This is a genomic window from Bacillus sp. DB-2, assembly GCF_003315125.1.
Taxonomy (GTDB): Bacteria; Bacillota; Bacilli; order Bacillales; family Bacillaceae_G; genus Bacillus_A; species Bacillus_A mycoides.
Genome location: NZ_QNRN01000010.1, coordinates 161,996 through 180,030 on the forward strand (window position 1 = coordinate 161,996; position 18,035 = coordinate 180,030).

At 35.3% G+C, this 18,035-nt stretch carries 20 protein-coding genes; 19 read left to right on the top strand and 1 reads right to left on the bottom strand.

From position 1 onward, the window contains the following. Positions 1-13 precede the first annotated feature (13 nt). The 4 genes from DET63_RS18275 (at position 14) to DET63_RS30305 (ending at position 4,773) form a co-directional block, all read left to right on the top strand. Positions 14-409, top strand: a complete 396-nt coding sequence (locus DET63_RS18275; protein ID WP_002139736.1) for a DUF4320 family protein — start codon at positions 14-16, stop codon at positions 407-409. A 196-nt stretch (positions 410-605) separates the two neighbouring features. Continuing rightward, positions 606-2,009: an S-layer homology domain-containing protein gene (locus DET63_RS18280; protein ID WP_113937461.1), complete on the top strand. Its 1,404-nt coding sequence runs from the start codon at positions 606-608 to the stop codon at positions 2,007-2,009. 139 nt (positions 2,010-2,148) lie between these two features. Continuing rightward, entirely contained in the window at positions 2,149-4,491 is a 2,343-nt protein-coding gene (locus DET63_RS18285) for a hypothetical protein (protein WP_113937409.1), read from the top strand. Positions 4,492-4,611: 120 nt separating this feature from the next. After that, positions 4,612-4,773, top strand: a complete 162-nt coding sequence (locus DET63_RS30305; RefSeq protein ID WP_176535837.1) for a hypothetical protein — start codon at positions 4,612-4,614, stop codon at positions 4,771-4,773. Positions 4,774-4,957: 184 nt separating this feature from the next. Here DET63_RS30305 and DET63_RS18290 read toward each other — a convergent pair whose 3' ends face one another. Continuing rightward, positions 4,958-5,149: a hypothetical protein gene (locus DET63_RS18290; RefSeq protein WP_098342189.1), complete on the bottom strand. Its 192-nt coding sequence runs from the start codon at positions 5,147-5,149 to the stop codon at positions 4,958-4,960. A gap of 375 nt (positions 5,150-5,524) precedes the next feature. Here DET63_RS18290 and cpaB point away from each other — a divergent pair, with 375 nt between their 5' ends. From cpaB to DET63_RS18360, 15 genes are all read left to right on the top strand, one after another. After that, positions 5,525-6,385: a Flp pilus assembly protein CpaB gene (gene cpaB / locus DET63_RS18295; protein WP_113937410.1), complete on the top strand. Its 861-nt coding sequence runs from the start codon at positions 5,525-5,527 to the stop codon at positions 6,383-6,385. 16 nt (positions 6,386-6,401) lie between these two features. Then, on the top strand, positions 6,402-7,223 hold the full coding sequence (locus tag DET63_RS18300; RefSeq protein ID WP_098342190.1) for an AAA family ATPase: 822 nt from the start codon (positions 6,402-6,404) through the stop codon (positions 7,221-7,223). Between the two features lie 17 nt (positions 7,224-7,240). Next, positions 7,241-8,674, top strand: coding sequence for a TadA family conjugal transfer-associated ATPase (locus tag DET63_RS18305; RefSeq protein ID WP_113937411.1), 1,434 nt, complete (start codon positions 7,241-7,243; stop codon positions 8,672-8,674). Further along, positions 8,667-9,599: a type II secretion system F family protein gene (locus tag DET63_RS18310; RefSeq protein WP_098342192.1), complete on the top strand. Its 933-nt coding sequence runs from the start codon at positions 8,667-8,669 to the stop codon at positions 9,597-9,599. The genes DET63_RS18305 and DET63_RS18310 overlap by 8 nt, the downstream gene beginning before the upstream one ends. A 1-nt stretch (position 9,600) precedes the next feature. Then, positions 9,601-10,467 carry a hypothetical protein gene (locus DET63_RS18315; RefSeq protein ID WP_113937412.1) on the top strand — a complete coding sequence of 289 codons (867 nt, stop codon included), beginning with the start codon at positions 9,601-9,603 and terminating at the stop codon, positions 10,465-10,467. Positions 10,468-10,510: 43 nt separating this feature from the next. After that, a complete protein-coding gene (locus DET63_RS18320; RefSeq protein ID WP_002166806.1) occupies positions 10,511-10,717 on the top strand; it encodes a hypothetical protein in 207 nt (68 codons plus the stop codon). Positions 10,718-10,779: 62 nt separating this feature from the next. Next, a complete protein-coding gene (locus DET63_RS18325; RefSeq protein ID WP_002166805.1) occupies positions 10,780-10,983 on the top strand; it encodes a hypothetical protein in 204 nt (67 codons plus the stop codon). Positions 10,984-11,054: 71 nt separating this feature from the next. Continuing rightward, complete coding sequence (locus DET63_RS18330; RefSeq protein ID WP_098518166.1) at positions 11,055-11,261, top strand: hypothetical protein; 207 nt, start codon at positions 11,055-11,057, stop codon at positions 11,259-11,261. Between the two features lie 89 nt (positions 11,262-11,350). Continuing rightward, the gene (locus DET63_RS18335; protein WP_113937413.1) at positions 11,351-11,896 is read left to right on the top strand and encodes a hypothetical protein; all 546 of its coding nucleotides are present in this window, start codon (positions 11,351-11,353) and stop codon (positions 11,894-11,896) included. Further along, on the top strand, positions 11,893-12,516 hold the full coding sequence (locus DET63_RS18340; protein ID WP_113937414.1) for a hypothetical protein: 624 nt from the start codon (positions 11,893-11,895) through the stop codon (positions 12,514-12,516). Before DET63_RS18335 ends, DET63_RS18340 begins: the two co-directional genes overlap by 4 nt. Positions 12,517-13,031: 515 nt before the next feature. Then, positions 13,032-13,583: a hypothetical protein gene (locus DET63_RS18345; RefSeq protein WP_113937415.1), complete on the top strand. Its 552-nt coding sequence runs from the start codon at positions 13,032-13,034 to the stop codon at positions 13,581-13,583. Positions 13,584-13,696: 113 nt separating this feature from the next. Beyond that, complete coding sequence (locus tag DET63_RS18350; protein ID WP_113937416.1) at positions 13,697-15,472, top strand: LPD1 domain-containing protein; 1,776 nt, start codon at positions 13,697-13,699, stop codon at positions 15,470-15,472. Continuing rightward, entirely contained in the window at positions 15,462-16,775 is a 1,314-nt protein-coding gene (locus tag DET63_RS18355; protein WP_113937417.1) for a DUF3854 domain-containing protein, read from the top strand. Before DET63_RS18350 ends, DET63_RS18355 begins: the two co-directional genes overlap by 11 nt. Before the next feature lie 49 nt (positions 16,776-16,824). Next, a complete protein-coding gene (locus tag DET63_RS30310) occupies positions 16,825-16,995 on the top strand; it encodes a hypothetical protein (RefSeq protein ID WP_181777936.1) in 171 nt (56 codons plus the stop codon). Positions 16,996-17,103: 108 nt separating this feature from the next. Further along, positions 17,104-18,024 carry an Rpn family recombination-promoting nuclease/putative transposase gene (locus tag DET63_RS18360; protein ID WP_113937418.1) on the top strand — a complete coding sequence of 307 codons (921 nt, stop codon included), beginning with the start codon at positions 17,104-17,106 and terminating at the stop codon, positions 18,022-18,024. The last annotated feature ends 11 nt before the right edge of the window (positions 18,025-18,035 follow it).

Below are 18,035 nucleotides of genomic sequence, written 5' to 3' on the forward strand. Positions count from 1 at the left end.
AGGTGTGTAAGAAATGCAAAATACAGTAACGACAGCGCTTTTTCTAACGCTTTCTTTATTATTAATCACTCTTATACCAGAAGGTGTACTGTATGGTATGCAGTTAGTGAAAGCGCATGATTTTGCTGCTAGTACAGTAGAATTAGCAGAGCAAACAGGTGGATTTCAGTACACGTATGAAGGAAAAAATGTGAATTTAATACCGGATATAGAGAAGAAAATGAAAGAGCAAAAAATGGATGGGTGGAAATATGAATATACGAATGGGCGCGTAGATCATAATCAGCCACTGAATTTTAAAATTAAAGCGGAACACCACTTCTTCATTTTTAAAATGATAGGAGTGGACAGTGTGAAAGCGCCAATATGGGCAAACAAGGATGGAATGGGGCAAATCTATTTCCGTTGAAAATAAAAATATTCATATAAAAGAGCAGAAAACTATGCTGAAAAGTATAGTTTTTTTGCTAGAAAAATATATTTATAAATAAATATATAAAAATACTTTACAAGCCCATTTTTATATGGTAATATTTTCCATATAGAACAGCGGTTATAAAAACAACGCTAATCAAATAATTAATATGTTAAAACATCTAGATTTTATGTTTAATTTAGGTACAATAAGAGAATCTATAAAAAAACTAATATATTTGGAGGAACAAACAATGGCTAACAAATTTTTAAAAACAGCAACAGCACTAACAATTATGGGTACATCACTATTAGGAGCAGGAGCATTTACTGCTAAGGCTGATAACACAGATTCATTAAAATTTAATGATGTTCCAGCTAATCACTGGTCTACGAAAGCAATCTATGATTTAGCAAACCGTAAAGTAGTAGCAGGATACGGAAATGGACAGTTTGGTTTTGGTGACAATGTAACTCGTGGACAGGTAGCGCGTATGATTTACGCATACGTAAAACCAGCAGATGCAGATGCTAGTTTCAAAAATCCATTTACAGATATTAAGGGACACATGTTTGAAAAAGAAATCTTAGCACTTGCGAAAGCGGGTCTAGTAAGTGGTTATGGTGAAGGGAAATACGGTCCAGATGATATTTTAACTCGTGAACAAATGGCACAGGTACTTACTAATGCATTTAAATTTAAGGCGACAACTACAACTTCATTTAAAGATGTTGATAAAAACTCTTGGGCGTATAACGCAATTAATGCTTTAGAAGAGAATGGTGTTACATCAGGTACAGGAGGAAATATGTATTCACCACAAATGCATGTAACTCGTGAGCAATACAGTCAGTTCCTATATAACTCTATTAATGTAATTGAAAAAGAAACAAAACCAGAAGAAAAACCAGAAGTGAAGCCAGACCCGAAACCTGAAACAAAACCAGAGGAAAAGCCAGAAGTGAAGCCAGACCCGAAACCTGAAACAAAACCAGAAGAAAAACCAGAAGTGAAGCCAGATCCAAAACCTGAAACGAAACCAGAAGAAAAACCAGAAGTGAAGCCAGACCCGAAACCTGAAACAAAACCAGAAGAAAAGCCAGAAACAAAGCCTGAAATTAAATTGCCAGTAGGGTTAAATGAAAATTTAGCAACTAAAGATATGGAATTTAATCAAGAAGCTTTTAACAATAACGTTACTGTTCAAAAACTAGTAACCAAAGAGGGGCAAGATATTGTTAGCTCTATCAACAAAAAATATAATACTAATTTAAAGTATAGCGATGTTGGAGTATATGTAAAACTCATTGATAAAGATATGTATTTACCAGCAGGTTCAATTGGAGCACAATTCTATGTTGATGCAACAGATAAAAATAACTTTGAAATCGCCTTCTTATATAATAATAAAGCAACAGTAGAATTAACTAAGAAATGGGTTACTTTCATAAACCCTGAATTAAATTTAGATAAAGAAATCCAAGAGACAGTAGATGCTCAAGTGATTAATAATTACACTACTCAAAATCATAAAGTTCGTATTGGACATTCAACTGCTGATAAAATGATGTATATTCAAGTACAAAGTAAATAAAGTAATTGTAAAGAGAAATAAAATTTGCTAGAATCAATATATAGTTTAATATACGGATTTTAAAATCACGTAAAGGACACACCTTACGTACCAGCCAATGGTACGGGTGTGTCCTTTTTTGTATTCAGGAGGAATATTCATGAAAATTAAAAAGAAAATACTATTTGCTTGTACATCACTACTGTTGACACTTCCTATTTCAGTAGATGCTAAGAATAATGAAATTCCCTTCTTCAATGGGAATGAGGATACTTATCTTTTATCTGGACAATTGCAAATGGAGGGGAAATACGTTCGTCCAGGAAAGGGATATGAAGCTGAGCGCTTAATGTATTTATCTGATTTGCATTATCCAGCTGTATATAATGGGGCTTTTAATTGGGAGAATCCATGGGAAAATTTAGTTCAAAATGTCGATTCAAGTGAACCGTATGTACGAATTTCTAATGAAGGTTATATCAATCCATCGATTACTGTTGGGGATAGGATGATAACTGAGAAAGAACGGATTGATTCTGCGGTTATCTCTAATAAGTATTGGGGGAATTCAGAGTTTGTTTTAGAGAATTTAAAATCACATCAAATTGTAAATACAAAAGGTTCAAGATATGGGTTATTCTATTGGATTCGTGATATTGCATATCTTTCTGGTGGATATGCTGGATCTGGTGGAGTAAGTGGGGTTAATGATTATAACTTGTGGTATGTACGTACAAGTAAACCAGAAATAAAAGAGTTTAAAGCGTCTAGTGGCAAAAAGGATGTCCCTGTTAAATTTACATTTAACGGTTTCGAATATGTAAGTAAAAATAAGGGATACAACGATAGAGATCCAAATGGAACAACAGTAAATCCATATCAAGCAGCTGCCGGGGAAAGAAATCGTGTGAAATGGATGCTAGATATTACAAAAGATGGCGAAACAGTGCATCATCAGGAGAATTACTTACGTTCAAACCCACAAACAGATAATCAGAAACCAAATGAAGGCGATGCAGGACAATTTACTAAAGAAGATGTAAGCTGGCAGCCGCAAATGTGCGGGCGCTATACTGCGAAAATTAAAGTAACAGACGCTGTTCAAAGGGATTCAAATGAGAAAACAGTCAACTTTAATGTAGATGGTAATTGTGGTACAGAAGTGACACCTAACCCAGATCCAGGTGATGAAGAAGAGTATAAATATAAAATTGATTTTTCGGCTGACCGAATTGAAGGTGAAACAGCAAGAGAAGGAAAAAATATTAAAACAAGGGTAGATGTATCACGTGATAACTTTAAGCCAGACCGTGATCAATATAGAGCGAAGGTAAATAATAATATTAATAAGTCCCAGCAGGAAGTAAATAGCACTGAATCAGATAGAGATAGCGCTCAATCAAGTCTAAGTTATTGCCGTCGTGATCCTATTCATGAAATAGATGCGGAAGGAAATCACCACTATTATGATAGGGACTGCTCATGGGAAGAGAATAGATTAGACAACGCTGCGGGTAGGTTAGATAAGGCAAGGGAGAAGCTAGATAAAGAGAAGAAAAAAATTAAGAAGTTAGATGGATTAGAAGAAAAATATGTGAATCCTGAAACAGTAGTCGTGCTAAAACATAACGGGCAACAGGTGGCTTCACAAAAGGTAAGACTAACAGAGGGAGAAAAGAAAACATTGAACCTTGACTGGCAGCATAAAGGGAAAGGAACAATTCAAGCGGAAATTAACCCTGCTGGTAATCGTATAGATGTAGAAGAAACCACATACAAAAATAATCCTATTAAAACAGGTATCTATGCACCATCACATGAAAAAGGGATGTGTGGTGTAACTAGCGTAAAAGGTGTGGTAGAAACAGTCAGTGAGCGTGTTTCTAAAGATGATACAGTTGGAGAAATGTATTATGAAACGTTAAGTGGAGGTATTGATAATCTAGTACCTTCTAAGCTTCATAGTGGATATGGATTCACTTATGAAGTAAATGGGAAATACAAAAATGATTGGAATGCAAATTACCCTGGTGTATTTACAGAAGCAACGGCACAATATCCTTTTGCCGATGAAGGATTAAAAACTACACAAGATTTGGAGCATGTTTCTAATACTGGATTGACATCGAAATTCCTACCTAAAAATATGTATTTGTCTGAAATAACAGGTCTTGTATTTGATAGTAAAAGACCGACAAAGTCCCTATATTGGGATGGACAGGAAAAGATTATTGATGGGGGACGCAAATGGTACGCACCATTGAAAACGAAAGATGGAAAATATCCGTTTAATGTTGAAACAAACCCAGCAGGTATCAACGAAATGAGCTTATGTATGACGAATGAGATAGAAATTAAAGGCGTTGCTTACGATGACTTCAAAAAGAGAAGAGTACTTGCTGATCTTCCATTCCCTGTACAAACGCCAGGCTGGAATTGGGTTGGAAAAGAACATATTATCACTGATTTGTCAGACTGGTATTATATGAAAAATAGAAAGTAATATTGTATAATAAGATGAAACGACAATAGTAATTCATCTTAAACTAGTAGCTGAATGGATAAACCAAAGGCACATCCCTTAATTGGGATGTGCCTTTTTTCGTAGAAAGGGGAATTTAAAGTGGATAAAAAGAAAAAACAACGTGTGAGACGTGCAATTTTCATCGGGGTTGTCGTAATGATTGTATCTCTGTGCATTGGAAGTGAATTTCAGGATCGGAATGGGAAAAGCTATGCTCCTGCAAAGTATTTTGAAACAGGGACAAAATTGATTTCGTTTTAGAAATAATTTTATTTATTTCATCCACTATAGTGGATGCAGAGACATGACATGGACCATAGTTGATGTTATAATATGTGTAGAAGTATTACAAAGATAGTTTTTGCATAAACTAATAAAGACGAGATGCTCTAACATCTCGCCTAATGTAACTGCTACCGCAAGGTGGATGGTTGCTAAAAAAAGTTTATTTTTTCTTAGAACCGCCCTTCAGACGCTTGCTGGCATTGAGGGTGGTTCTTTTCGTTTTTTGTCGCTTTTTTTGTATTTTCTTCCAAGACGTTGATAGGAATTTGCCTACTCGTTTTGCAAAAAATACAGCGACTTCTCTAGCAATAACTTTCAAAATTTCAATTGCTATAGTGAAAAGAATGTCCATTTGGTCACCTCCTTTCCCCATAAAATGAAAGAGAAAGGATAGCAACCGACCACCCTGAAATATTCAGTTACGTTACATCTATTATATCATATTTAATGGGTAGTTAATAGCTTGAAAACCTTGATATGACAACGTTTTTAAAGGTTTTTTGTTTTTTGTAATTCGTGCGTTGGAATAGAAAAAATAGATTTTTTTTTAGAAATGATTGACATAAAACCGTATATATCATAATATTGAAATTGTAATATTAAAGAAAACAAATCCAACATTTTCATATAGACTTTAGATTAGCTAAAAGGACACACCTAAGGCGCTTTATGCCATAGGTGTGTCCTTTTTTTGCGTTTAAAGGCTACATAAGGAGGAACACAAACATTGAAGCCATCTAAGTTTCAAAAGAAGCAGATTGCTGCGGTTGGTCTTGCCGCTGCAACAGTCGCTGGTATCTATGGATACAATCATTTTGCAGTGGAGAATGCAGTAAAACCAACAAAGATTGTCGTAGCCGCAAAGGATATACCCGCTCATACAGAGATTAAAGAGGATATGCTAGTTGAACGCACATTACCTGGTGATTCCATTCCGCCCAATGCATTACGCGTGAGTAAGAAAGAGGTCGTAGGAAAATGGACAAATGATGGGCAACCCATTACAGAAAATAGCTATCTCTTCAAAAATAAAGTGGTAAAGAAAGAAGAGTTACCAGACTCTGCAATATTAAACCTGAAAGATGAAGAAGTTGCTTTCCCATTACTCGTTGATCTTGAAACAAGTTCCGGGAATAGTATTATTCCTAACACATACGTGGACTTGTATTTCAAACAGGTTGTGAAAGAAGGAGACAATGAGAAGGTTGTATTCGGTGGTCTTTTCCAACGTGTACGTGTTACGGCAGCAAAAGATAGTAATACAGAAGATGCATTCGTGTTAGAAAAGAAAGAATCAAAAGAGGAACAAGAGGGGAAACAAAAACCGAAGGTAACTCGTTTATATACATTGGCTGTTTCGCCAGAACAACTCCAATACTTGAATCGTGCGAAAATGCTTGGAGATGTGATTCCCGTTGCAGTTGGACAAAAGGTTGAACAAACAGGGAAAGAATTACAACCAGCAGAAGGGTTCTCACAAATATCTGATCAGAAGAACATTTTAGACTATGTAGAGAAACATTCAACCAATCCAATTTCTAAAAATGTAAAAGAATATGTTGCACAGTATCTGAACGAATCCAAATAAGAAAGGGGGTATTAAGATGGAGCGGCAAGTAAGAATGGTTGCCTTTTATGCGACAAACGAAAACGTAGGGAAAAGCACGTTAAGTATTGCGATGGCGAATGAGTTAGCTCATTTAGGGAAAAAGGTGCTGTATGTAGAAGCAGACCAAGTGAGACCAAGCTTTGCAGTTGGAACAGGTCTTAGCCATGACAGCAAAAATATATTAGAGCTTGTAAGGAAAGAAAATGAATACAATCTCTTGCAGTACATTTGCACAAAGCAAGATTTACTAGAGAAAAAATTGAATCCAAAGCTGATACAAAAATTGCACGATAAGATGGATTTTCTAGTATTTCCATCAGGTTATAACATGGCTCAATTCCCTGAGATTCAAAACAAAGAATTGTTTGTAACAACATTTATCGAATCACTTGTAGAGACAGAATACGATTACATCATTCTATCGGTGCCAACTGAATTATCCGAGGTGCTGAGTTACCCAATCTTATACCAATCAGATCTTGTTGTTCATGTGCTAAATGGAAACCCTCGTGGTGCGTTAGCAATCAAGCAGGAATTAAAGCTGATAGAAGAAGCTAAGCTAACATTACCTCGCATGATTCATGTATTAAATATGGCGGATGAGAATTATGTAGAGGATATTGAAAAGCTTTCTTCTCAAAAAATTGCGGTGGCAATTTCGTATGATAGAGATCGTACGAGTTATGAATGGGGGATGCAATTTGGTTCTCCACAAATTAATGAAAAGGTCCATCACATTATGGAAGCAGCTGGATTTGATATTCCATTCCAGCATACATCCTCTATGAAAAAGGGTTTCTTTGGTTTACGAAGTTAAAAGGGGAGGCAAGTAGTATGTGGGGCTATTTACAGGAAAAACAAGTCGCCTTAAAGCGAAATCGAGTTGATTTATATCACTTCGGTTATATGATTCGTTCCAAATCGGCTAAAAGGTTAGGAACAACTACAGCTCAACAAATTAAAGATATAACCGATGAAATTCGTGCATTTTTAGTAAAAGAACATCGTGATATCTTAAGCGAATCTTTTATGAATAAAGAGAAGAGAGCAGCTGTAGAGCAAATCATCAAAAGCTTTTTATTAAGTAATCAAGTCGTCATTTCAGATGTACCTTCTGAACAATTACTGAATATGGTGTGTGACGATATTGTTGGATTTGGTATTATAGAGCCTTTGAAAGAGGATACAGATGTAACCGATATTTATATAAATGGCACAAAAGAGATTATTTACGAAAAGATTGGCGAGGGAGAATGTACATTTCCTTACCGGTTTGAAACGGAAGAAGAAGTGAAAGCTTTAGCCTATAAGATGGTAAACAGTACTTCAGAATCCTTAAATACAGCTAAACCCTATGTAGACTGCGTATTTCCCTATATACGTATCAATATTGCATTAGATGAACTGGGTGGACTGGGTACAACGATAACGATTCGTAAGAATGCGGATCATCTTCGTGCCTCTGAAGAGCGTATGTTATCTACAAATCAAGCATCGAGAGAGATGTTGGACTTTTTGGCCGCAGCCGTGAAAGCCAAAATGAATATTTTAGTGGCGGGAGCAACAGGTACAGGGAAGTCAGAGTTTATGAAATATCTTGCTTCTCATATTCCGAAAGGGAAAAAGAAAGAACGTACTCTCGTAGTAGAAGATAACCCTGAATTATATTTGCATCGTATTTTTCCAGAACATCATTTTGTTCCGATGCAGTGTAGGGCATCGGAAGTAGAAGAGAATGCAATTGACTTTGATAGATTGCTAACAAATGCGTTACGACAAGGACCAAAGCGATTAATAGTAGGGGAATCAAGGGGGAAAGAAGCATTGAAAATGCTGAACTTCTTCCAAACAGGACACCCTGGTTTTACTTCTGTCCATGCAAGAAGTGCAAAAGAAGCAGTTAGACGTTTAATGCTCATGTGTCTGCAAAGTGGTGCAAATATTGACGCCCAGTATTTATATGAATTAATTTCGCAGACATTTGATGTGATTGTCTTTTTAGAGAAGAAAGATGATGGAAATCGTTATATTACAGAGATGATTGAACTATTGGATTATCAAGATGATATACAGTTCAATCAGCTTTCTCAGTTTATCCCGACATATGAGGAACACGATGAAATGAATGAGAGAGTAGGAAAGATTCATGGAGATCATATCACTACAGCGACAATGTCGGCTGATATGGAAAGGAAGTTCCGTTCTTCTACTGTAAATCCAGCTCTTTATGCACCATTCCTTTCACAACAGGAGGTGCAGTATGCATAGTTTGTTAGCTTATGGATGTATCTTCCTCATATTCATGAGTGTACTATTGTTAGTTTTACTTTTCACAAAATCTAAGGGTTCTGCCCTTTCTCAATTTGTACAAGAAAATGAGAAAGAAGAAAGACGCTTAGAATTACGGAATATCAAAGGAATACGGATGTATCTTCCACAATCCGTTATCCAGGAAGCCCAAAAGTACGAGTGGAAACTGACGAAAAGTATGTATTGGGTATATACGGTACTTTCAGGGATGAGTATTGCGGCAGTATTCTACTTCTCTTTTGGAAGAGATCCTTTTACACTGATTTCCGCTTTATGTGGGTTTTTAGTGCCGAGGTTTCTTCTCTATCGTAGAAAAAAACGTTATTACTTAGTTGTCATAGATCGTCTTTCTATCTATATGAAGGCTGTAGCAAATGCACTTCAAATTAGTAATAACGCAAAACGCGTGTTACTTCAGGTGAAACCGATGATGCATGACAGTATTCAAGAAGAAATAGAAAAAGTTTCTCTTTTATTAGAAGGGGGAACAACGATGCACCGTGCATTTAGAGGGTTTAATGAAACCTTTAATTTTAGAGAATTGGTTTTCTTCCACGAAATGTTGGAAGTATGTAGCCGAGAAGGTGGAGCGAATTCAGTGCAAGTCTTACTAGATATTGCAGAAGATTTTGAAAAACAAAAGCTATACCTGGCAAGATTACGTTCTAGTTTGTCACAAGCACAACGTGCTTTTGTACAGAACTGCTTAATAGTCATCGCAATGCCGATTGTCATTATGTTGATGTCAAAAGAGGCATATGGATTTTTGGCAGGTTCTATGATGGGGAAAATTGCATTAACAGTAAATATGTTTATTGTATTTTTCCTAGCAACACGTGTAGAAAAAATTGCAAATTATAACCCGACAGAAAGGGGGGAATAAGATGGCTGCGTTTTTAGGTTTAGTCATATTTGTTGTCATGTACTGGGTATTCTCCACCTTTCTACAAAGTAAAAAAGACAGTGAGAGTGTACTTACTCATTATGTAGAAAATGCGAAGCGTATTGAAAAGAAGAATTTGAATCAAATGATGCTTGGTCCTTTTCAATCGTTATCACATAAGTATCTGACAGAAGAAAAGAAAGAGCAGATTCAGAAAAAATTAGAGGAAGCTGGCTTGGATACGAAACCAGAAGAATATTTGAAAATGAAGGTTGCGTATCCTGTCATTTTCACATCTGTTTTCTTGATTTGTACCGTGTTCCATGATTACTACTTATTTAAAGTAGGTGTTCTGATTTCACCACTGCTTTACTTCTATCCAGATTACTTATTAAAAAGAAAGATTAAACAGGCTGTAGAGGCAAGAAAGTTTGAGTTACCGGAGTATTTAATTCCATTGCTGCAATTGTTAAAGACACATACAACATTAGAAGCAGTAAAAAAGGCACAGATATATGCAGGGAGACATCTTAGTCCGTATGTATCTACTCTTACAGCAGAATTAGAAATGTATGCGGGCTCGGATCAACCGTTTAGGAACTTCGCAGCAGCTCTAAATAGTCCAGAAGTAAATACCTTTACGATTGCGTTACAACAAGCGCAAAAAACGGACAAGGTACAAAGTCTTCGGATTATGGATTCGCAAATTAAAATGATGCGTGAATTAAAACATGAGAACTACAACCGTCTGATTCAAGATAAACCAATGGAAATGAATAAATTTAACGTTGCGGTTATTGGTTGTATCGTTATTTATCCAATGGTCATTGTTATTCAATCCTTAACACAAGGATTTGCAAGTTTATAAAAAAGATATTACCCCAAATGGAATAGGAAAAGGAGCAAAATACATGTTAACAAAAATGAAGAATTGGTTAAAAAATGAAGACTCACAATTATCATCAGAAAACGGTATGTTAATCGCCTTGGCGGTCATTATCGTATTAGTCATTGGACCGTTTGTATGGAAAGCAATTCAAGGTGGATATGACACAATTCTAGCTCGATTCACAAAAGCATCAAGCAATGCAGATGTAGATTCTTGGAACAAGAAATAAAAGGTTAGTTTCATAATGTTTGTTAGAAATAGCTCAAATAAATAGATAAGGGAGATTCAATCATGTTAGCAAAAATGAAGAATTGGTTAAAAAACGAAGATTCACAGTTGTCGTCAGAAAACGGTATGCTAATCGCGTTAGCGGTAATTATTGTACTTGTTATTGGACCATTTGTATGGAAGGCAATCCAAGGTGGATATGACACAATTCTGGCTCGATTCACAAAAGCATCAAGCAATGCAAATGTGGATTCTTGGAACAAGTAATAAAATTTTAATTAGGTAAATGATTATTCTAGTAGTTTCCTAAAATCGATATATAAAGGAGAAAAAATAACATGTTAGCAAAAATGAAAAGTTGGTTAAAAAATGAGGATTCACAGCTATCATCAGAAAACGGTATGTTAATCGCGTTAGCGGTAATTATTGTACTAGTCATTGGACCGTTTGTATGGAAAGCAATCCAAGGTGGATATGACACAATTCTATCTCGATTCACAAAGGCATCAAGCAATGCAGATGTAGACTCTTGGAACAAAAAATAAATTTAATAGTAAACAGAGGGGGCTACTCTAGAAGTAGTTCCCTTTTTTAGACAATAATTGTATGTGGAGTCAGAAAAGGAGAGAAAAGAATGTCTTTGTATGTTATGGGGTTATTATTAAGTTACATGTTCTTAAATGTATTTACTGATTTGAAATATAGAAAAACAAAAAATATGTGGCATTTACTATTTTTAATGGTGGGTCTGGGCATAACGTATTTTGCTGGAATACGAACAGGGAAAGAGATTGTGATTGTACTAGTCATGGCGCTAGCATGTGGTTTGTTGTTAGAGACATTTAAATTTTCTTCACCTGGTGATACGAAAATGCTCGTGGTCGTAGCTTTATATGTTAGTAATGTAGTAGAAGAAACGGCCATGCTTACCGCTATTACATTAACAGCTTTCCACTTACTATTCTTTTGGATTGCTAGTGTGTATCGGTTAATTAAGATTTTAGGGTTTGTGGGAGCTATTAAAGACCAATTAGAGCATGCTGCTTCTATATTTGGTGCAAAACTAGCAAAGAAAGAAATACAGCTCATTCAGAGCTTTCCAGGGGCTTGTTCTATTTTATTAGGAGCACTTGTTTATGTTGCTTTCACTATATATCAAAACGGAGGTATCTTGGCTTGAATAGTAGAATCATTCATCAAAGAGAAACTTATATTTACTTTACGATATTTGCAATAGTAGGAGTACTTCTTGTAAACATGTTTATTAATATGGTGTTTGTACTAGCGTATCCGTTACTGATCGGATTAATTGTACAGGTTGTCTTGTTGCAAAAGATGAAAAAGCCATTTTATCAAAGCGGAAAAGAATTAACGGAACAGTTAAAACTAAAAAATATATTTTTAGTAGAATCAAATATTTTAGGAGATGAAGAAGGAACTATCTATGAGGTGCATCAAATGCCTTTTGCATTTTCTAATGGATTAATTAATAAAGATAAGAGTTATAAAGTCATAAAACAAGAGTATGATAGAAAAGTCAAAGAGGATTTAACGAAAATTGCAAAATGGCAAGTTACAACAAAAGCTAGACTTGTTACGACAACACATTTTCGTTTATATACAATTTGGCAGAAAAATAGTACAGGGTTTCAATTGAAAAAAATAGAGGAATGCGTTGATCCGTATGCAAAGATGAACCTTATACAATGGATGATTGCATCATTCTGTACGACTGGTCGTATCAAGTATGATAAGAAACCAAAAGAGTGGGAAAGCTACGAATGGATTGCTTTAAAATAAAAAGATAAAAGTATATAACTTTAGTTAGGAGTAAATATAGGGGAAACAGATAGAAAATAAGGAGATTTTGAAAGGAATAATAAAAAATAAGGCCTTATTTTTTTATATAGGCCTTATTAAATGACGAATGAGATATGACTCAATATCTCATGTAGGGTAATTTTATTATACATAATTTTCAAAAAAACTAAAATAAACAAGGTCATTTTTGTGAGAAAACATAAAGTTATTGAAATTTAGATGCGAATTGATTAATATAAATATATATTTAATGTTTAATTGATTCCGTTTATTCCCACACCTTATTGTGTTGTGGTTGAGTTGTAGAAGCAAGTTGCGTCTTGTTTCATTTATGAAAGGGCTTCTTTGAGCCGATTAGTGTATATATAGCTTATTTTGCTATGCACATTTTTAATCGACTTGAAGGAGCTCTTTTTGTGTTGTTTTCAGGTCTGTTTGATTGGCAGAACCCATTATTACACTGGGCAAAATTTATTATTTAGGGGGATAAAATTATGAAAATGAGTTATGAAGTATCTATATTTTGTTCTGCACATCCAAATGATTTTATATCAAGTCTGCGTGCATTACGAATGAGAGTTACAAGAGAAGGAGCATTTTGGGAACGAGATTGTTATCAGTTTTCCATTAAACCATCTAATTTGTCGCAACAAGAGGCAAAACAAGCAGGGGAAATCTATTTGCATCATGTCCATTTTAATGGATGTATACGAGATTTCCTTTTTTTATTGGAAAGGTGTTTTAGAGGGACGAGTTTTCGCTTTACTGCAATCCGTGGATTTTTAGATGTAGAAGGGTATTCTCTTAAGAAATGGAAGCCAATTCTACACAACCACAATGTAAAATCTGCAGATATAGATTGTATTTTCAAGAAAGATGATCTTGTAATGATTGTGCATCACAATGGAGTTTTAGAGGTGGTTAAGCGTGCGGAAAAAGGCGAACAATTAAAAAAGGTAAACTTTCTAAAGATAGATAGCTGGTTACAAGTACTAAACCCAACAAAAGAGGATTTATTCTCTATTACAGGTGTGGGTGTATCGTAATGAGTGATTTACATAACTATATGGAAGTATACAGACAGAGGGAATGACAGAAATCCGTAGTGAAAGATGACTATGAATTTCTGTCTTTTTATTTTATTAAGGAGGATTTTGGTATGAATTTATTTGAGTTGTTTAACTTAGAGGTCGGAGAAGACATAACGGTACAAGATGTGAGAACAGATAAACAAGTTCGTAATCGATACAGTTATGATGTCGGTGAGAAATTAGTGGGAGCAAAGAAAGAGATACGGGCGTTAAAAGAATCATTTTTAGTATCATTTTCTTTAGAAGTTTTAGCGGAAATTGAAAAAGAATCTCCAGTAGAGGCGCTAAATGCATTGGATCGAAATACATTGATTCCATTTTCTTTTGAACTAGAAAAAGAAAAGGATATCCCGGCACGTGTTGCAAAGTTAAAGCAACTACTAGTGGGCAGAATTGATAAGAAACCAATTGTAGATACACCGACTGCAAGGAAACTATATGTTCAAGCATGTAGAAGGATATGGCATGATATACAGTTGGTACATACTTCAGAACAATGGGTAGATCTTGTTGTTTCTTATGGTAAGGAAATGACCAATGGTTGGTCTGCATTTAGAAAAAATAAGAATGTCACTTTCACATTTAAAAGAATGGTAGAGGAATATTTTGATGAGTTTGTTGAGGCAGATGGGATGGAGTTATTAATATTAGGAAAGAAATTCATATCACTTTGTACAAATTCAAAAAGTATTAATTCTACATACCTTCGTGTATCACATGAACTGACATGGAGTGATTTACTTACGAAAAAGGCTACGACTCGCAAGAAATCTGCAGCTGCTTGGAGTAGGAAACTGCCAGATACTCTCCAAAGAAAAGGACCAGGAGTAGAATTTGCTACTAAACCAGAAGACGTAGTCGCTATGTTTGGGTTAAAGGGGATGCAATTTGGACACTATTGCACCGAACAGTATGCAAAAGAGCATATTGGACATGTATCTGAATCGTTACACGATATAGCTCGTCTATTGGGGATTCCACCTGAATATATAGGGCTAGGAGGACGTTTAGGACTTGCGATTGGTGCGAGAGGAAGCGGCAATGCATTAGCACATTACGAACCTTCTACCAAAGTGATTAATTTAACTCGTGATAACGGAGTTGGAGCATTGTGTCATGAATGGGGACATGCATTGGATCATTTCTTATATGATTGTAGTCATGATTTTCAAAATGGAAGCCTTGCTTTTCTATCCAGTGGGAAGAGTGTTGGGAATATCTTACCTGCTATTATCAAGGAAAAGATACAAGCTGTGATAGATGCTTGTAAACAAGGAAAAGTGGCCAGAGTAATTAACGTAGAAAATGCCTATGATAGAAAGTGGTATTTCTATGGCAGTGTTATCAATAGTTATGATGTATATAAAGGAAATGTGTCAGGTATTTTAGAATCTCATCACTCAAGTTCGTACAGAAAGCTGGATACCTTATCAGGGGTAGCTAAGACGCGTATGGAACGTAAAATTGAAAAAGAATTTGAGAAAACCGGGCAAATGTTGGCTGCTTATCATTATAAAAAAACAGACGAAAAACTTGATGAAATATCTTATCAAGTGGAAGTGTCTGTATATTTTGATACAGCAATCAAGTTAGATAAGAAGAGAACCAAAAAGTATTGGTCTACAAATCATGAGTTGTTTGCTAGAGCATTTGAAGCATACGTGGAATCGGCTTTGTTAGATCAAAAACATAGAAGCGACTATTTAGTTTGTGATACACATTCTTTTGTATATCCATTAGGTGAGCAAAGAGAATATCTAAATAGAAGTATAAAGAGTTTAATGGAAGTGGCAGTTCCATATATAATAAACAGTATACAAGGAGTGGGAAATAATGAATTATAACATTCAAAAAGGTCAATTTCGTTTAACGAGTGCTTATCCAAGAGGGAGCTGGTGGGAATTTTACCGTGTTACGTGTCCGATTTGTCATGATACAGGTAATTGCATGCTGCATGTTTCGCAAGAGAAGGTAGCATGTACACGTGTAGAAAGTAAATGGATTTACGGAAAAAACACGGGTAACCCAAGCTACATTCACTACATAAATGGAAAAGATAAGTATCAATTGCCTGAGGCGGATGAAATTCAGATTCATGATAAGAAAAGTAATGAGGAATTAGATGTGTTTAATCGTAAATTAATGGATTTCATACCATTACAGGAGCATCATCATACACATTTATTACGAGATAGAAAAATGACTGAAGAACAAATACAAGTTCGTCAATATCGTTCTTTCTTAAAACAACAAATTGTGTTAGAGGAGGATAATACGTATACGACTGTTTGGGAGCAGCTATTTAAACAGATGGGGAATAAAAACTGTTGGCAGGGTGTTCCAGGCTTTTATGAGATGAGGAAAGGTCAACTTTCTCTTCGTTTGATGTCAGGATCTCCTGGTATATTGATTCCTTTTCGAAACCAGTGCAATCAAATTGTTGGATGGCAGGTTCGTGTGGATGAAGTGAAGAACTCCGTTCATTTGAAATCGGCACCTACTGGAGTTCAAGCGGAATTAATTGAACAACCTAATGTTGTAAAGATAACTAAGAATGGTGATTGTATCTTTGAAGGCGAACTAGAAGTGAGCAAAAAAGTAGAGATTCCATTCCGAGAGGAAAGAATTGTTGTAAAGATTCATAAAGGACAAAAATACCTATGGCTCTCATCAGCAAACAAAAATCAAGGAACTGGTGCAGGAGGTAGTGAAAATCCACTTCCTGTACACGTAGCGGTACCAAGCTCTCACTTGAAGCATTGGAATTCTGGTACATTACATCAAACGAAATCAGTAATGATCACAGAGGGCTCCATGAAAGCTGATTTGATTGCTGATTTGATTCCAAAGAGATTTAATAAAGAGGAACTTTCTGAAGTAGGGACAACAGTTCTTGCGATTCCTGGTGTAAATGCTTGGAGGATTGCTATGCCTGTATTAAAGGATATGGGAGTAGAAAATGTCTATCTAGCGTTTGATGCCGATTTAGTAGAGAATAAAAAAGTAAGAAAAGCTCTTATAGACTTTGCGACAGAGTTAAAGCGCGTGGGCTATAACGTAGTTATTGCAGCGTGGAATCCAACGCAAGGGAAAGGACTGGATGATGCTATGCAAGCATTTTTCAAGCCAGTTTTCCGCACAATATAATAAATCGTAAAATTTCAGCTAGGGGATTTTATATAAAAGAAAGGCGTGTATGAAGTACATGAATCTTATGCAACAATTAATGGACGTAGACAAAAAAGCTAGGGAACAAGAAAGAATAGAACTAATTCATAGATTTTATCATGAAGGGGTTTCTATTACGACAATTGCAAATGCGACAAATATGTGTGAAGAGGACATTTCATATATAGTAAACAACTAGTAGTTGCATTTGGTGAGATAAATAGAAGGAGAAAAAGATAGAATTGTACTTCTATCTTTTTTCTGTTTTTAAATAAAAATTGCAAAAGTAGAAAGGTAGAGGGAAAATATGAGTATATATGTAAAAAAAAATCTAGTGAATTTACGAGTTGATTTTGCTTTTAAGCGTTTATTTGGAGTGGAAGGGAACGAAGATATATTAATTGGGTTTCTTAATGCGGTGCTACAATCTTCTCTAAATGAGAAAATTATTTCTTTGCATTTAGATGACCCACACCTTCCAAGAGAGCAAAAAGATGATAAATTGTCTATTTTAGATTTGCGAGCCACTCTTAATAATGGTATAAAATTAAATATAGAGATACAGGTTCGAGACAAAAAAGATATGATTAAGCGTTCTCTGTTCTACTGGTCAGGTATGTATTATTCTCAGATGACTCAAGGAATGAAATACACGGAATTAAGACCGACAATTTGCATTAATATAGTGGATTTCATTTTGTTTCCTGAAGAAGAAGATTTTCATAATATTGGTGTAGTCATGAACAAAAAATCAAAACACGTACTTACGGAGAATATGCAATTGCACTTTCTTGAGATTCCAAAAGTAATTCGAGAATGGCAAGAAGATCGAATGGATCCATGGGATGATATATTAGCACGTTGGCTACTATTATTTCCTGCATATGAAGATGAGAAATTAACTACAATCCTGGAGGGGATCGCGATGGAAAAAGATCCAGTTTTGAAAAAGGCAATAGAGGATTGGGAGCGTCTAAGTAGCGATAAGGATTTTTTACGCTTATATGAGGCGAGAGAAAAGGCAATAAAAGATAGAATATCTGAAATAGAAACAGCAGAGGAAAAAGCTGCAGAAATAGCCACAAAAAAAGCCACAGAAGAAACTAGAATTGCAACTAAGATAGAGATAATTCACAATTTGATTAAAATGGGGTTGCCTATAGAACAAATTGCGAAAGCTGCTGATTTAAGTGTGGAAGAGGTTAATGAAATTTTAAAAAGTAAGTAGTATTGTGAGGA

Bases quoted from the DNA above. Each gene is read 5' to 3' on its own strand.
- DET63_RS18275 (WP_002139736.1), top strand. From the start codon at position 14: ATGCAAAATACAGTAACGACAGCGCTTTTTCTAACGCTTTCTTTATTA.
- DET63_RS18280 (WP_113937461.1), top strand. From the start codon at position 606: ATGTTTAATTTAGGTACAATAAGAGAATCTATAAAAAAACTAATATAT.
- DET63_RS18285 (WP_113937409.1), top strand. From the start codon at position 2,149: ATGAAAATTAAAAAGAAAATACTATTTGCTTGTACATCACTACTGTTG.
- DET63_RS18290 (WP_098342189.1), bottom strand. From the start codon at position 5,149: ATGGACATTCTTTTCACTATAGCAATTGAAATTTTGAAAGTTATTGCT.
- DET63_RS18300 (WP_098342190.1), top strand. From the start codon at position 6,402: ATGGAGCGGCAAGTAAGAATGGTTGCCTTTTATGCGACAAACGAAAAC.
- DET63_RS18305 (WP_113937411.1), top strand. From the start codon at position 7,241: ATGTGGGGCTATTTACAGGAAAAACAAGTCGCCTTAAAGCGAAATCGA.
- DET63_RS18310 (WP_098342192.1), top strand. From the start codon at position 8,667: ATGCATAGTTTGTTAGCTTATGGATGTATCTTCCTCATATTCATGAGT.
- DET63_RS18315 (WP_113937412.1), top strand. From the start codon at position 9,601: ATGGCTGCGTTTTTAGGTTTAGTCATATTTGTTGTCATGTACTGGGTA.
- DET63_RS18320 (WP_002166806.1), top strand. From the start codon at position 10,511: ATGTTAACAAAAATGAAGAATTGGTTAAAAAATGAAGACTCACAATTA.
- DET63_RS18325 (WP_002166805.1), top strand. From the start codon at position 10,780: ATGTTAGCAAAAATGAAGAATTGGTTAAAAAACGAAGATTCACAGTTG.
- DET63_RS18330 (WP_098518166.1), top strand. From the start codon at position 11,055: ATGTTAGCAAAAATGAAAAGTTGGTTAAAAAATGAGGATTCACAGCTA.
- DET63_RS18335 (WP_113937413.1), top strand. From the start codon at position 11,351: ATGTCTTTGTATGTTATGGGGTTATTATTAAGTTACATGTTCTTAAAT.
- DET63_RS18345 (WP_113937415.1), top strand. From the start codon at position 13,032: ATGAAAATGAGTTATGAAGTATCTATATTTTGTTCTGCACATCCAAAT.
- DET63_RS18350 (WP_113937416.1), top strand. From the start codon at position 13,697: ATGAATTTATTTGAGTTGTTTAACTTAGAGGTCGGAGAAGACATAACG.
- DET63_RS18355 (WP_113937417.1), top strand. From the start codon at position 15,462: ATGAATTATAACATTCAAAAAGGTCAATTTCGTTTAACGAGTGCTTAT.
- DET63_RS30310 (WP_181777936.1), top strand. From the start codon at position 16,825: ATGAAGTACATGAATCTTATGCAACAATTAATGGACGTAGACAAAAAA.
- DET63_RS18360 (WP_113937418.1), top strand. From the start codon at position 17,104: ATGAGTATATATGTAAAAAAAAATCTAGTGAATTTACGAGTTGATTTT.